General features: G+C 65.8%; 13 protein-coding genes. 9 read left to right on the top strand and 4 right to left on the bottom strand.

Annotation, left to right across the window (positions count from 1 at the left end; genetic code table 11):
* Nucleotides 1-10 precede the first annotated feature (10 nt).
* Genes ACSR1C_RS06980 through ACSR1C_RS06965 form a run of 4 tightly spaced genes read left to right on the top strand, consistent with a single transcriptional unit; the run spans nt 11 to nt 4,264 of the window.
* Nucleotides 11-1,951, top strand: coding sequence for an AAA family ATPase (locus tag ACSR1C_RS06980; RefSeq protein ID WP_460258890.1), 1,941 nt, complete (start codon nt 11-13; stop codon nt 1,949-1,951).
* Nucleotides 1,948-3,300, top strand: a complete 1,353-nt coding sequence (locus tag ACSR1C_RS06975; protein ID WP_460258891.1) for a DUF6638 family protein — start codon at nt 1,948-1,950, stop codon at nt 3,298-3,300. Before ACSR1C_RS06980 ends, ACSR1C_RS06975 begins: the two co-directional genes overlap by 4 nt.
* Entirely contained in the window at nt 3,301-3,582 is a 282-nt protein-coding gene (locus tag ACSR1C_RS06970) for a hypothetical protein (RefSeq protein WP_460258892.1), read from the top strand.
* A gap of 7 nt (nt 3,583-3,589) precedes the next feature.
* Complete coding sequence (locus ACSR1C_RS06965; protein WP_460258893.1) at nt 3,590-4,264, top strand: DUF1523 family protein; 675 nt, start codon at nt 3,590-3,592, stop codon at nt 4,262-4,264.
* 7 nt (nt 4,265-4,271) lie between these two features.
* On the opposite strand, the gene panC is transcribed toward ACSR1C_RS06965, so the two are convergent.
* The gene (panC, locus tag ACSR1C_RS06960; protein ID WP_460258894.1) at nt 4,272-5,120 is read right to left on the bottom strand and encodes a pantoate--beta-alanine ligase; all 849 of its coding nucleotides are present in this window, start codon (nt 5,118-5,120) and stop codon (nt 4,272-4,274) included.
* Nucleotides 5,117-5,950: a 3-methyl-2-oxobutanoate hydroxymethyltransferase gene (gene panB / locus ACSR1C_RS06955; RefSeq protein WP_460258895.1), complete on the bottom strand. Its 834-nt coding sequence runs from the start codon at nt 5,948-5,950 to the stop codon at nt 5,117-5,119. The genes panC and panB overlap by 4 nt, the downstream gene beginning before the upstream one ends.
* Nucleotides 5,951-6,125: 175 nt before the next feature.
* Between panB and ACSR1C_RS06950 the strand changes: the two genes are divergently transcribed.
* The gene (locus tag ACSR1C_RS06950; RefSeq protein ID WP_460258896.1) at nt 6,126-7,595 is read left to right on the top strand and encodes an ABC transporter substrate-binding protein; all 1,470 of its coding nucleotides are present in this window, start codon (nt 6,126-6,128) and stop codon (nt 7,593-7,595) included.
* Nucleotides 7,596-7,712: 117 nt separating this feature from the next.
* On the opposite strand, the gene ACSR1C_RS06945 is transcribed toward ACSR1C_RS06950, so the two are convergent.
* Nucleotides 7,713-8,927, bottom strand: coding sequence for a M24 family metallopeptidase (locus ACSR1C_RS06945; RefSeq protein ID WP_460258897.1), 1,215 nt, complete (start codon nt 8,925-8,927; stop codon nt 7,713-7,715).
* A gap of 223 nt (nt 8,928-9,150) precedes the next feature.
* Between ACSR1C_RS06945 and ACSR1C_RS06940 the strand changes: the two genes are divergently transcribed.
* The 4 genes from ACSR1C_RS06940 to ACSR1C_RS06925 are packed head-to-tail and all read left to right on the top strand — an operon-like array spanning nt 9,151 to nt 13,491.
* Nucleotides 9,151-10,098: an ABC transporter permease gene (locus ACSR1C_RS06940; protein ID WP_460258898.1), complete on the top strand. Its 948-nt coding sequence runs from the start codon at nt 9,151-9,153 to the stop codon at nt 10,096-10,098.
* Entirely contained in the window at nt 10,095-10,916 is an 822-nt protein-coding gene (locus tag ACSR1C_RS06935; protein ID WP_460258899.1) for an ABC transporter permease, read from the top strand. The genes ACSR1C_RS06940 and ACSR1C_RS06935 overlap by 4 nt, the downstream gene beginning before the upstream one ends.
* On the top strand, nt 10,913-12,511 hold the full coding sequence (locus ACSR1C_RS06930) for an ABC transporter ATP-binding protein (RefSeq protein ID WP_460258900.1): 1,599 nt from the start codon (nt 10,913-10,915) through the stop codon (nt 12,509-12,511). The genes ACSR1C_RS06935 and ACSR1C_RS06930 overlap by 4 nt, the downstream gene beginning before the upstream one ends.
* On the top strand, nt 12,508-13,491 hold the full coding sequence (locus tag ACSR1C_RS06925) for a P1 family peptidase (RefSeq protein ID WP_460258901.1): 984 nt from the start codon (nt 12,508-12,510) through the stop codon (nt 13,489-13,491). The genes ACSR1C_RS06930 and ACSR1C_RS06925 overlap by 4 nt, the downstream gene beginning before the upstream one ends.
* Nucleotides 13,492-13,548: 57 nt before the next feature.
* Here the strand turns inward: ACSR1C_RS06925 and ACSR1C_RS06920 are convergent, their stop codons facing one another.
* Nucleotides 13,549-14,349 carry an alpha/beta hydrolase gene (locus ACSR1C_RS06920; protein WP_460258902.1) on the bottom strand — a complete coding sequence of 267 codons (801 nt, stop codon included), beginning with the start codon at nt 14,347-14,349 and terminating at the stop codon, nt 13,549-13,551.
* Between the last annotated feature and the right edge of the window lie 51 nt (nt 14,350-14,400).

The following is a 14,400-nucleotide window of genomic DNA, read 5'->3' as shown; positions in this document are numbered from 1 at the left end:
GGACACTGGCATGAGCCTTCCCACCGACGCGATGGAGCTGCGCGAAGACGAGATCGTCAAGCACTATCCCGCCGCCGTGGCGATGCTGGAAGGTGTCGATCACACACCGCGCATCGCCCGTGGCAAGGAGGCCGCGCCGGTGGAACGTTCGCCGGGCGTGGCGCGGACACGGCGGTTCCGGTCCACCACGCCCGGCCTTGTCACCCGCCCGACCGCGCGGCCCGAAGGGGTGCGGCTGATCGAACGGGTCGAGGCCGCCGATGGCGATGATCCGCTGGTATCGCCGATGCAGGCCACGGTGCTGCATGCGCTGCGCCGGGCGCTGGCGATCGCGCTGGCCATGGGCGACACCTATGCCGGGCAGACCGGTCTGACCGAGCTGAAGAAACAGAACCTGGCCGGCAGTCTGCCCGCCGCCCGCCGCACCGGGTTTTCCGAGCTTCTGAGCGCCGAGGCGCTGGTGACGCTGGGCACCTTTGCCAATGCCGCCGCATTCCTTCTGGCGCCACATCTGAGCGAAGCGACGGTCGAGATCGGCAGCGTCGAGGAGGTGCTGACCGACAACGCGCAACTGGCCCTGCACGGCGCGCTGTGGGAACTGGATCAGAACCTTGCCGCCTTCGCCAGCGACGAGGCCCGGCTGGTGGCCACCGTCGCCGCCTTTGCCGAGCAGTTGATGGAACAGGTCGGCCTGCGCGCCCAGACCGCACCGCATCTGGGGCCGTTCACCGGGGCCTCCTACCGGGTCGAGGCGGATGATTTCACCATCCGCGGCTTTACCCCGGCGCGCGCGGCCGGGGGCGCCCCCGTGACCATGGCGTTCAAGACGCCGCATCAGGTGGTCGGCAACCACATCGCCAAGTATCAGGCGCTGCGGCTGGCCAAGATGCTGATGGCCTATGATTTCGGGCGCAAGCTGAACCCGTTTGCCGAACTGGGCGGCTTCATCTTCACCTTCATGGGCGACGGCGCGCCGGGCACCGGCAAGACCACGCTGATCCAGATGATGGCCGGGCTGATCCACGACTATTGCCGGAACGCGGGCTATCCGTTCCGCTATCAGAATTTCGGCATCGACCAGATCGACAGTTATCAGGGCAAGTCGGGGCAAAATGCCAAGGCGTTTGTGAACAACGTTCTTGATCCCAATGTGATCGGCTTCGGCACCATCGACGATATAGACCAGATCGCGGGCAAGCGCGGCGACCGGCAGTCCAGCGCAGGTCAGCAGGAGGTCACCGCCGTGTTCATGGCGGCGTTTGCCGGCGCGAATACCGTGGTGCGCGGCAACTGCACCTTCGGGATGTTCTCGAACTTCCCCGAAAACGTCGACGACGCCCTGCGCCAGCGTGCGGGCGCACGGTTTCTGGTGGACGGCCCGCAAACGCGCGAGGATTACATCGACATCCTGCATCTGCTGATGGGAAAGAACCATTCCATCCCGCTGGGCGATCACGACCTTTATGCCGCGCAGGAAATCAAGCGGGCGGTGGCGGCCAGCTTCGAATCCCACGGCCGCCCGCAGGAAGAAGGCTTGCTGCGGGTGTGGGAAGGAATGGCACGCGACCTTGGCCCGCTGGATACGATCGCCAAGCTGGGCAGCTATCTGAAGGCGATCCAGCAGGCCGACCCGCGCTTCACCGGACGGGCGATCAAGAACATTACCGACGCGGTGAAGGTGCGTGCGATGGATTTCGAGTTGCCCGACGAATGGATGGAAGAGCCCGAACTGTTCCTGTTCAAACCCTATGACGAAAAGCTGGGCATGATCGGCGAAATGACCACGCCGATCACGGTGGAGATGGTGGTGCAGGAGATCAACCGCTACGCGGATAGCGAGTTCCGTTATGCCGATAAGTCCGACGAGGTGGCCATCGAGACCGCGGTGCGCGAGATGGGCCGGATGGAAGAGGCGCGCAGAAGGTATGCCGCGAAGGGGGCAAAGCCATGAAGCGCCTCATCCAAAAGGGTCTGATGTTCGGCAACCTGATCGAGGTGTCCAGCCCGGCCCTTGTCGCCCGCTACAACCGCGCGCTGCAGCATCTGACGGGTAAAACCACCGCCCTGCCCGATTTCCATATCGACATCTCGGGCTATTCCCCCGAGGTGGGCGACGAGTTGGGCGATCATCTGTACCTGAACCCCAACGGGGTGAACCGGCAGTTCATCCTGCTGACCACCGAACAGAAGACCGCGCCGCTGCTGGGGGCGAAATTTTCCACCTCGCGCGCGCTGCTACGCCGGTTCATCACGGAAAACGAGCCCCAGCTTTTCGCCCTCACCGCGCAGGATGCGGTGGCCGGCGAATTGGCGAATTCGGTTTATGAACTTGGCTCACCCGCGCGTCTGTTCGACATCCGCAAGATCACGGTCGAGGCCGACACCACCCGCAGCCATGTCGCGAATGCGGGCAAGCTGGCCGGGCTGATCACCCGCTTTCGCGAGGAAGAGGATGCCTGGTGGGATGACGTTCTGATCGCGGACATGATCGGGCTGGCCCGTGAAACCGGTGATGTGACCCGCAACCCGATCTCGCTGCGCGAGGTCAGCGTTGAACAGGGCAATTTCTGGACCGATCATTTCGGCGGGCTGTATGTGTTTCGCGATCTGAACCACCCGGCGGCGATCGCGGCGGGCGACAAGGCCACGCTGGGCCCTCTGCCGATCGAGCGGCTGTTCGATCTGACCGAACGCAACAAGATCGCCCGGTTTCTGGAGCTCAACGCGCTGGCCGAACCAATCGTGAAGGCGCGCAACGTGGATGCCGCCGCGATCCTGCGTCAGAAAATGGATTTCATCCTGGTCGAGGCCGCAGCGACCCTGGGCTATGACCTGGGCGGGGCGTCGCGCCACGATCTGCGCAAGCTGGCCCAACGGCTGGGCGCGGCACTGCCCGAGGCGTTTCAGGGGTTGGCCGATCTGTTGCGCTGGGTCGAAGGCGGCGGCGACTGGCCGCGCATCACATCCGAACACCCGGCCTATTTCTATACGCTGCGCGCCGCCCCCGGCCCCGACCGCGATCTGGTGAATCAGCTTTTGTCGGAACTGACGCCGCTGGACGTGCGGCAGGTGTTCATCTGTCACAAACAACTGTTCTACCGGCTTTATGCCACCTGGCCCGAGGACAAGAAGGAATTCGTCGCCAATTTTCTGGAACGGGAATATCAGGTGGACAAGGCCGGGGCGCGGACGGCACTGTTCGGCACAGAGCCGGGCATGGCAGAGCCCCAGCCGACCCCGGTGCGCGATCGGATCGTCGATCGCGTCGGCCCCTGGGGCGCTGTCAGGAGGGCGCGATAGATGTTGGGACTGATCCGATTGGGGGTTTTCGGGCTGATCGGCCTGATGATCCTGTATCTTCTGGTCTCGGTCTATTCGCGCTCGGTCCGCCGTGAAAAACTGGAGAACCGCGCCGACGAACTGATCGCCGGGGGCGACCTCGATGCCGCCGGGCGCGATGCCTATATCGAGGACGGGATGCGCGCCTATGAAACGTCGCTGCGCCGCAAGCTGATCGCCGGGGTCATCGTGGTGCCGGTGGTCGGGGTTGTGATACTCGTCTATGTCATGAATTTCATGTGAGGAACCGATGCGTTACGTTAAATGGACCCTTCTTTCGCTGATCGCGCTGCTGCTGTTCGGTTTCCTGCATTACACGCTGCCGCAGCGCGATATCGTGCGGATCGTGAATACCGATGTGCGGCGAATCGATTTCGGCGAAAACTCGATCTTCTGGGCCTCGCCCGATGTCGGCACGAACAGCACGGCGACGAACCGCGACGTGCGCTTCATCGAAGCGATCCGCCCCAACGGCAAGCCGATGGTCTATCGCAACGAGGATACCGGCTGGGGCTGGCCGCCCTATTTCAAGCTCGACAGCTCGAACCTTCAGGCCGAAGCGCGCGATCTGGTCTCGACCTCGGACACTCCGAAATGGGTGGCATTGCGGCATTACGGCTGGCGCAACGAGTTTCTGACGATCTATCCCAACGCGGTCGGGGTAAAGCGGGTGGATGGACCGGACATGCGGCTGATCCCGTGGACGAATATCATCATCCTGACGCTGCTGGCGTTGCTGGTGATCTTTCTGTGGCGGGTCTGGGCGCAGTTCCGTGAACGCACGATCGACCCGCTGCTGGAAGATGTCGAGGATACGCTGATCGACATCGACGAACATGCCGATGCCACCCGCAAGAAGGCGCGCAGCACCTGGGGCCGGTTCACCGCCTGGCTGGGCACGTTCGGGGGCAAGCCGCGCAAATAACCGGCGCTTACGCTGCAGGCACAACCGGGGTGTTGTCGATCAGGCGCACCCCGTCCAGCCACGCCGCTGCCAGCAACCGCGCCGGGGCGTTCAGCGCCGCCATCGGGGCCAGCCCGTCCTCGGCCCGCAGTTCCAGATACTCGACCTCGGTATAGCCGGCGGCAAGGATCGCCGCGCGCGCCTGGGCTAGGCTTTCCCCCACATGCGCCCCGGCCACGATCCGGCCCGCCGCCGCCTGCATCGCGGCATAAAGCGCGGGGGCCGCGGCCCGTACCTGCGGCGACAGGCGCACGTTGCGCGACGACAGCGCCAGCCCGTCCGCCTCGCGCACGGTGGGGCAGCCGGTGATTTCAACCGGAATGTTGAGATCGGTCACCAGGCGTTTCACCACCTGCAACTGCTGAAAATCCTTCTGGCCGAAATAGGCCCGATCGGCGCCGGTTTGCAGGAACAGCTTGGCCACAACCGTGGCCACCCCATCGAAATGGCCGGGCCGGTTTGCGCCGCACAACCCCGCGCTGACCGCCGAAACCGATATGTTGGTGGCAAAGCCGTCGGGATAAATCTGATCGACATCGGGCACATACAGCGCATCCACCGCGAACGGCGTCAGCTTTGCCGCGTCGTCCTGTTCGGTGCGCGGATATTTCGCCAGATCGTCGGCATTGTTGAACTGTCTGGGATTGACGAAGATCGTCACGATCACCCGGTCGGCGCCCGCCTTGGCGGCCTTCACAAGACTCAGATGTCCCGCGTGCAACGCGCCCATCGTGGGCACCACGGCCACGGTTTCGCCCGCCTTGTGCCAGACGCCGGTGGCCGCCCGCAGCTCGGGCAGGGTGCGAATCAGCCTCATGGTTTGGGGGCCGGCGCGGTGTCGCCGAACACATGCTCGGGCGCGGGAAAGGCGCGCGCGCGAACCTCGGCCGCATAGGCCGCGATCGCCGCATCGGCATCGGTGCCCAGCGTGGCATAGCGCTTGGCGAATTTCGGCTTGAACGCGGTGAACAGGCCCAGCATATCGTCGACCACCAGGATCTGCCCGTCACAGGCCGCCGAGGCGCCAATGCCGATCGTCGGGATTGCCACCTGCGCGGTAATCCGGTCGGCCAGAACCTCGGGCACCTTTTCCAGCACTACGGCAAAGGCCCCGGCCGCGGCCACTGCATCGGCATCGGCCACGATCCGTGCCGCATCCGCGCCCCGGCCCTGCACCTTGTAGCCGCCCAGCGTGTTGATCGCCTGCGGGGTCAGCCCGATATGCGCCATCACCGGAATGCCGCGCGCCACCAGAAAGCGGATCGTCGGGGCCATCTCGACCCCGCCTTCCAGCTTGACCGCCGCAGCGCCGGTTTCGCCCATGATCCGGGCGGCGTTGCGGAACGCCTGTTGCGGGTTTTCCTCATACGACCCGAACGGCATGTCGACGACCATCATCGCCTGCGACATCCCACGCGCCACCGCCTGCCCGTGCAGGATCATCATCTCCATCGTCACGCCCAGGGTCGAGGGCAGCCCGTGCAGCACCATGCCGACGCTGTCGCCGACCAGAACGATATCGCAATGCGGATCGGTCAGTTGCGCCACGGGCGTGGTATAGGCGGTCAGACACACCAGCGGTGTGCCGCCCTTGCGGGCCAGAATATCCTGCGGGCTCGGGGCCCGCTGCTGTGCCGATGCGCTCAAGACTTTCCTCCCTGGGCAACAAAGATGTGGGGCGCCTTATAGCGTTACAGCGCCGGAAGGCCAGCCTTTCGCGCAAAAGCGCCGGGCAATTGGCCGCGCATCGGCCTTGCCTTGCGGCCCGTCGCGGCGTTTGATGTCCCCGACGCCGCCCCGAACCGAACAGGGAGAACGATCCATGCGCCTTTTCCGGCTGACCGCCGCCGCCCTTGCCCTTTGCACCGGGGCCGCCTTCGCCGCGCCCGACAGCATCACCATCGGCATGGTGCTGGAGCCCCCCAACCTCGACCCCACCGCCGGCGCCGCCGCCGCGATCGACGAGGTGGTCTATTCCAATATTTTCGAGGGGCTGACCCGCTTCGCGGCCGACGGTTCGGTCATCCCCGGTCTGGCCCGAAGCTGGGACATCAGCGAAGACGGGCTGACCTATACCTTTCATCTGGCCCCCGGCGTCACCTTCCATGACGGCACGACGATGGACGGCGAAGATGTGAAATTCAGCCTGGATCGCGCCCGGGCCGAGGACAGCACCAATGCGCAAAAGGCACTGTTCGCCGGCATCGGCCGCGTCGATGTGGTGGATCCCGCCACCGTCACCGTCACCCTGACCGCCCCCGATGGCAGCTTTCCGTTCAAGATGGCCTGGGGCGACGCGGTGATCTTGGCGCCCGAATCCGCCGACACCGCCGCCACCGCGCCGGTCGGCACCGGGCCATTCAAGCTGACCCGCTGGGTGCAGGGCGACCGGGTGGAAATCGCCCGCAACCCCGAATATTGGGGCCCGGCCCCGGCGCTGGCCACGGCGACGTTCAAGTTCATCTCGGACCCCAACGCCGCCTTTGCCGCGATGATGGCGGGCGATGTCGATGCCTTCCCGAACTTCCCCGCGCCCGAGACACTGGAACAGTTCAAATCCGACCCGCGCTTTGCCGTCATCGTCGGCTCGACCGAGGGCGAGACGATTCTGGCGATGAACAACAAACAGCCCCCGCTGAATGACGTGCGGGTCCGCGCCGCCGTGGCCCATGCGATCAACAAGCAGGATATCATCGACGGCGCGATGTTCGGCTACGGCACGCCCATCGGCACCCATTTCGCACCGCACAACCCCGATTATGTCGATTTGACCGGAATCTCGGCCTATGACCCCGAGGCGTCCAAGGCCCTGCTGGCCGCTGCGGGCGCGACCGGGCTGAAACTGCGGCTGGCCCTGCCGCCGCCCAGCTATGCCCGCCGCGGGGGCGAAATCATCGCGGCCCAGCTGCGCGATGTGGGCATCGAGACCGAGATCACCAATATGGAATGGGCCCAGTGGCTGGAACAGGTGTTCAAGGGCAAGGATTTCGACCTGACCATCGTCAGCCATACCGAACCCGCCGATATCAACATCTATGCCCGGCCCGCTTACTATTTCCAGTATGACGATCCGGGCTTTCAGGCGCTGATGGGGCTGCTTGACAAAACCACCGCCCCGGCGGCGCGGTCCGACCTGCTGAAGGCGGCGCAGGGCAAGATCGCGATGGATTACGTCAACGGCTATCTGTTTCAGCTGGCCAAGACCGGCGTGGCCAACGCAAAGATCAAGGGCCTGTGGAAAAACGCGCCGACCCAGGCCAATGACCTGACCGGGGTCAGCTGGGCCGAATGAACGGATTGCGCATGAACAGGAGGGCGCCGAAAACCGGCACTCTCTTATTCATGTTCAGGAAGAAAATTCACGAATTTTCTTCTGGGAAAAATCTTCGTGAAGATTTTTCACCCTGCCCTATCCCACCACGTTGAAATCCGGCCCGTAGGGATAGCCGGTGATGTCCTCGGCCCCGTTTTCGGTAATGATCAGGATGTCATGCTCGCGATAGCCACCGGCGCCGGGCCGGCCCTGCGGGATGGTCAGCATCGGTTCCATCGAGATGACCATGCCGGGTTCCAGCACGGTGTCGATATCCTCGCGCAGTTCCAGCCCCGCCTCGCGGCCATAGTAGTGCGACAGTACCCCAAAGGAATGGCCATAGCCGAAGCTGCGGTATTGCAGCAAATCGCGCTCGGCCAGGAAATCGTTGACCCCGTGGGTCACCTCGGCACAGCTGACGCCGGGCTTCAGCAGCGACATGCCGTATTCATGCGCGGCCACATTGGCCTGCCAGATTGCCAGCGAGGCCGGATCGACCTGCGCCACGAACATCGTGCGTTCCAGCGCGGTGTAATAGCCCGAAATCATCGGAAAGGTGTTGAGCGACAGAATATCGCCCCGCGCCAGCACCCGGCCCGTCACCGGATTATGCGCGCCGTCGGTGTTGAGCCCGGACTGAAACCAGACCCAGGTGTCGCGATATTCGGCATTAGGGAAACGGCGGGCGATCTCTGCCTCCATCGCGTCGCGCCCGGCCATGGCCACATCGATCTCGCGCAGGCCCGCCTTTACCGCGTCGCGGATCGCATAGCCGCCCAGATCGGCCACCGCCGCGCCCGCGCGGATCAGGGCGATCTCGGCCTCGGATTTGCGCATCCGCTGCCGCATCGTGGCCGAGGCGATATCCATCCGCCGGGCGGGTTCCAGGAACGCATCAAGCTGATCCGACTGCACCAGCGTCAGATGATCGCCCTCGTACCCCACGATGCGCCCGGTGCCGGTGACCGACGCCACCGCGCGCCAGAAATTGTCGCGCCTCCAGTCGGTATAGGTGATGTTGTCCCCGTGACAGCGCCGCCAAGGCTGGCCCGCGTCGATCCCGGCACTGATCGTCACCGCCTCGGACGCGGTCACGACAAGCCCATAAGGCCGCCCGAAGCTGCAATAGAGAAACCCGGAATAATACGCGATATTCTGCATCGAGGTCAGCACCACCACCTCGACCCCTGCGGCATCCATCGCCGTGCGCAGCCCCATCAGGCGGGTGTCGTATTCCATTGCCGAAAACGGCGGCACGCCCTTTTCCCCATTGTGAAACCGAAAGAAATCCGGGCGTTCGGTATCGGCCATTGCCTGCTCCAGCAAACAGGCCCGAAGCTTGCGCCGGGCCTTCGAGAAGGTCCCGGCGTTCAGGACGACAGGCGGGGATACCGCCAAGCGCGGGGCGCGCGGCCCCTGTGACGACGCCATCGCCACGGCTCGACGTCAGATTTCCGCATCGCGGCATCTTTGGCAAGCCCCTGTAATCGCAAAGCCTCTGGCGCGGGGGGCAAAGCGGCCTTAACCTTCGTTCATGCTTCATTATGCCGCCACGCGCCTTGCCTCTCTGACGCTCAGCCTGATCGCCGCAAGCCTTGTGATCTTCGCGGTGATCGAGGTGATTCCCGGCGACCCGGCGGCCTATATGCTGGGGCTGAACGCGCAGCCCGAAACCGTGGCCGCGCTGCGCGACGAACTGGGGCTGAACGGCACGGTCTGGGCACGCTATCTGGCCTGGGTCGGCGGGATGCTGCATGGCGATTTCGGGCACTCCTATACCTACCGCGTGCCGGTGGCCGAACTGGTGGCACAGCGGTTGTGGGTGTCGCTGCCGCTGGCGGTGTTCGCGCTGGCGCTGTCCACACTGATCGCCTTTCCCGTCGGGTTGATCGCAGCAGCGCGGCGCGGCACGCCGGTGGATTACGGCATCATGGGCGCCACGCAACTGGGCATCGCGGTGCCGAATTTCTGGTTCGCAATGCTGCTGGTGCTGGTTTTTGCGGTAAACCTGCGCTGGTTTTCCGCAGGCGGCTTTCCGGGGTGGCAGGCCGGGCCATTGCCCGCGCTCAAGGCGCTGACCCTTCCCGCCGTGGCGCTGGCGCTGCCGCAGGCGTCGATCCTGGCGCGGGTCATGCGCTCGGCCCTGATCGACACGCTGGGGCAGGATTATATCCGCACCGCGCGGGCCAAGGGGCTCAGCCAACGTCAGGCACTGACCCGCCACGCGCTGCGCAACGCGCTGATCCCGGTGCTGACGATCATCGGGCTGCAATTCTCGTTCCTGCTGGCCGGTGCGATCATCATCGAGAACGTGTACTTCCTGCCCGGTCTGGGGCGGCTGATCTTTCAGGGCATCACCCAGCGTGACCTGATCGTGGTGGAATCGGTGGTGATGCTGCTGGTCTTCGCGGTGATCCTAGTGACCTTCCTTGTCGACATGGCCTATGCGCTGGCCGACCCCCGGCTGAGGCACCGGCGATGAGGATCCCGGTGCAGCTGATCCTGGGGACAGTGCTGACGGCGGTGATCGTGCTGGCGGCGGTGCTGTCCTTTATCTGGGTGCCGCATGACGTGACCACGCTGACCATCGCGAACCGGCTAAAGCCACCCTCGGCCGCCTATCCGCTGGGCACCGATCATTTCGGGCGCGATCTGTTGTCGATGCTGATGGTCGGTGCGCGCACCTCGATTGCGGTGGCGCTGGTGGCGGTGGGCATCGGCGTGACGCTGGGGGTGCCGCTGGGCCTGATGGCGGCGGCACGCAGGGGCAGCCTGCTGGACGAGGTCATCATGCGCGGCAATGACCTGATCTTTGCCTTTCCGTCGCTGGTGATCGCGATCCTGATCACCGCCGTGTTCGGCCCCTCGGCGCTGAACGCGATCCTGGCGATCGGCATTTTCAACATCCCCGTCTTTGCCCGCGTCACCCGCGGCGGGGCGCTGTCGATCTGGACGCTGGATTACATCCTGGCGGCGCGGGTGGCAGGCAAAAAGGCGCTGCGTATCAGTGCCGAGCATATCCTGCCCAATATCGCGAACCTGTTGATCGTGCAGGGCACGATTCAGTTCAGCCTGGGTATTCTGGCCGAGGCGGGCCTGTCCTATGTCGGCCTTGGCGCACAGCCGCCGACACCCAGTTGGGGCCGGATGCTGGCCGATGCGCAAACGATGATCTACACCGCGCCGCGCCTTGCGATCCTGCCCGGGCTGGCGATCGTGCTGATGGTGCTGGGACTGAACCTGATGGGCGACGGGCTGCGCGATCTGCTGGATCCGCGACTGCGACGGGTGCGGTCATGATCGGGGTCGAAGGGCTGTCGCTGTCGATCCACGGCACACCGATCCTGCGCGATCTGTCCTTTGCCGTGCGCCGGGGCGAGGTCTTCGGCCTGGTCGGCGAAAGCGGCTCGGGCAAATCGCTGACCGCGCTGGCGCTGATGGGGCTGCTGCCGCAGGGCAGTGTGACGGCAGGCCACGCGCGGTTGGACGGCACCGATCTGCTGACCCAGCCGGAACCGGCCCTGTGCGCCATTCGCGGCAACCGTATCGGCATGATCTTTCAGGAACCGATGACCGCCCTGAACCCGGTTCAGACCATCGGCGATCAGGTCGCCGAAACCCTGCTGATCCATGGCCGCGCCAACCGGGGCGAGGCACGGCGCCTGGCGCGGCAAAAGCTGGATCGCGTCGGTCTGCCCGAGGCCCGCTTTCCGCTGTCGCGCTATCCGCATCAACTGTCGGGCGGACAGCGTCAGCGGGTCTGCATCGCCATGGCCGTCGCCCTGCGCCCCGAGCTGCTGATCGCGGATGAACCCACAACCGCGCTGGATGTCACTACCCAGACGCAAATCCTCGATCTGCTGAAAGGGCTGGTCGAGGAAGAGGAGATGGGCCTGCTGCTGATTACCCATGATCTGGCTGTGGTCGCCGGTATGGCGGACCGTCTGGCCGTGATGCGCAAGGGCGAGATCGTCGAACAGGGTGCCACCGGTGACGTGTTCCGCCACATGCGCCACCCCTATACGCGCCAGTTGTTCGAAGCCTCGACCCATCATCCCGCGCAGGCCGGCCAACCGGTGCCCGACCCGGTGCTGGCGGTCACGGACGCCGTGCGCGACTATCCCGCGCCGCGCCGCGGGGTGTTTCGCCGCCCGTCCCCCTACCGCGCCGTGAACGGGGTCAGCTTTCAGGTCGCGAAGGGCGAAAGCGTCGGGCTGGTGGGTGAATCCGGCTGCGGCAAATCCACCCTCGCCCGCGCCATTCTGGGGCTGGAACCGTTGCAGGGCGGTGAAATCCGGCTGTTCGGCCAGCCGGTCGGCCCCGACATGCCCAATGCCCTGCGCGCGGACGTTCAGGTGGTGTTTCAGGATCCCTACGGCAGTTTCAACCCGCGCTGGAAAGTGGCCCGGCTGGTGGCGGAACCGTTCCACCTGATGCCCGGGCCCCCGGCGGACCGGCGCGAACGGGTGGCGCAGGCGCTGCAAAGCGTCGGGCTGGAACCGGCGGATATGGACAAGTATATCCACGAGTTTTCCGGCGGTCAGCGCCAGCGCATCGCCATCGCCCGCGCGCTGATCACCCATCCCGACCTGATCGTGCTGGACGAGGCCGTGTCTGCCCTCGACGTTCGGGTGCGCGCCCAGATCCTTGATCTGTTGGCCGATTTACGGGCGCGGCTGGGCCTGTCCTATTTGTTCATCAGTCATGATCTGAACGTTGTTCGCAGCATCACGGACCGGGTTCTGGTGATGCGTAGGGGCGAGATCGTCGAGCAGGGCGAAACCGAGCAGGTCTTCACCCGCCCGGCGCATCCCTATACCCAAGAACTGATTGCCGCAGCCCCCGCCCTTCCGGCAGACTGGCCGGCAACGGCAGACGAAACGAGGACGCCATGAAACCCGGCCCCCGCAACCTGATCACCGACGTCCCCGGCCTGCGCGTCGGCAATGCCGAGGATCACACCATCAAGACCGGCAGCACCGTGTTGTTGGGCGACGCGCCCTTTACCGCCGCCGTACATGTGATGGGCGGCGCGCCCGGCACGCGCGAAACCGATCTTCTGCATCCCGACAGGCTGGTGCAGCAGGTGGACGCGCTGGTGCTGTCGGGTGGATCGGCCTTCGGGTTGGATGCGGCCTCGGGGGTGGCGGATGGGCTGCGCGCGCAGGGGCGCGGTTTTGTCGTGGGCGATCAGCGTGTGCCGATCGTACCCGGCGCGATCCTGTTCGATCTGATGAACGGCGGGACCAAGGACTGGGCCGAGAACCCCTATAAGGCCCTGGGGGCCGAGGCATTGGCCCAGGCCAGCGAGGTTTTCGCGCTTGGCACCAAGGGCGCTGGCACCGGGGCCACGGTGGCCGGGCTAAAGGGCGGGCTTGGATCGGCCTCGCTGATGCTGACGGGCGGGATCACCGTGGGTGCGCTGGTGGCGGTCAATGCGCTGGGATCGGTCACCATGGGCGACGGGCCCGAATTCTGGGCCGCGCCGTTCGAGATGGGCCGCGAATTCGGCGGGCGCGGCACCGGGCGGCATGACCCGCACGCCCTGCCCCGCCTCAAGGGTCATGGCGGCAACACGACCATCGCCATTATCGCCACCGATGCCGCACTGACCCAGGCCCAGGCCGCGCGGCTGGCGGTGGCCGGGCATGACGGCATGGCCCGCGCCATTCTGCCCAGCCATACGCTGCTGGATGGCGATCTGGTCTTCGCCGCCGCGACCGGGGCGAAACCGCTGGCCGATCCCGTGGCCGACGCGCTGTATCTGGGCCATGCGGCGGCTGTTTGTCTGGCCCGCGCCATCGCCCGCGGCGTCTATCACGCAAGCCCCGCACCCGGCGACACCTTGCCCTGCTGGGCCGGGAAATTCGGCTGATCCGGCTTAGTGCGCGGTGCGGGGTCCAGGCCCACTATTCCGACAGCGACCGGCACATCACGATTCCCCGCCCGCCAGCACGGCGGCGGTCAGCGGACTGTCGGCCTGTTCCAACCCGTCGATCACGTTGAAATGGTGCAGGCCGGGCGCGATGTGCAGCGCGGCCTGCGGCCAGGCGTCGGCCAGCCAGCGGGACTGATCCAGAAAGGCGGGCAATTCGGCACCGCCGACCCAGGCTGTCACCGGCACCGGCAGCACCCGGTGGCGGAAGATCGGGCTTTCCGCCTCGGCCGCGATCAGATCCATGCGAAAATTGGCGTTCATCGCGGTGTGCAGCAGCGGCCGCAGATCCGACAGCGCCGAAATCGGCACCACGCGCGCCAGCCGGGCCGCGACCGCGTCGCGCAGCCCCACATCGGCACACAGCATCCGCGCCACCAGATGTCCGCCCGCCGAATGCCCGGTCAGGCGGATCGGCCCGGCGACCAGCCCGGCCGCAGCCTCCAGCGCCGCGCGAATGTCGCAGGTGATCTGCGCGACCCGCACCTCGGGCGCCAGCCGGTAGGACGGCATCGCCACCGCCCAGCCCGCCGCCAGCGGCCCGGCGGCCAGATGCGACCAGAAGGATTTGTCGAACCGCAGCCAGTATCCGCCGTGGACGAACATCACCAACCCGCGCGGCGCGCCCCCGGGCGCGAACAGATCGAAGCGCTGGCGCGGGTGCGCGCCATACGGGATATCCAGCCGCGCCGTGGCAACGGTATCTCGGAACGCCTGCGCGCGGACCGCCCAGCGCGGCGGATAGGCGCCGGCCCCGTCGATATGGCGGCCATTGGCATAGGCGTCGTCGTAATCCATCCTACATCTCCCCAAGGCAAGGCGCCCATGGCTGGACATGGGCCGCATCCC

The organism is Actibacterium sp. D185-2, from assembly GCF_054954595.1.
The sequence above is the reverse complement of the archived record's forward strand: the minus strand, read 5'-3'. Positions and strand labels throughout refer to the sequence as shown.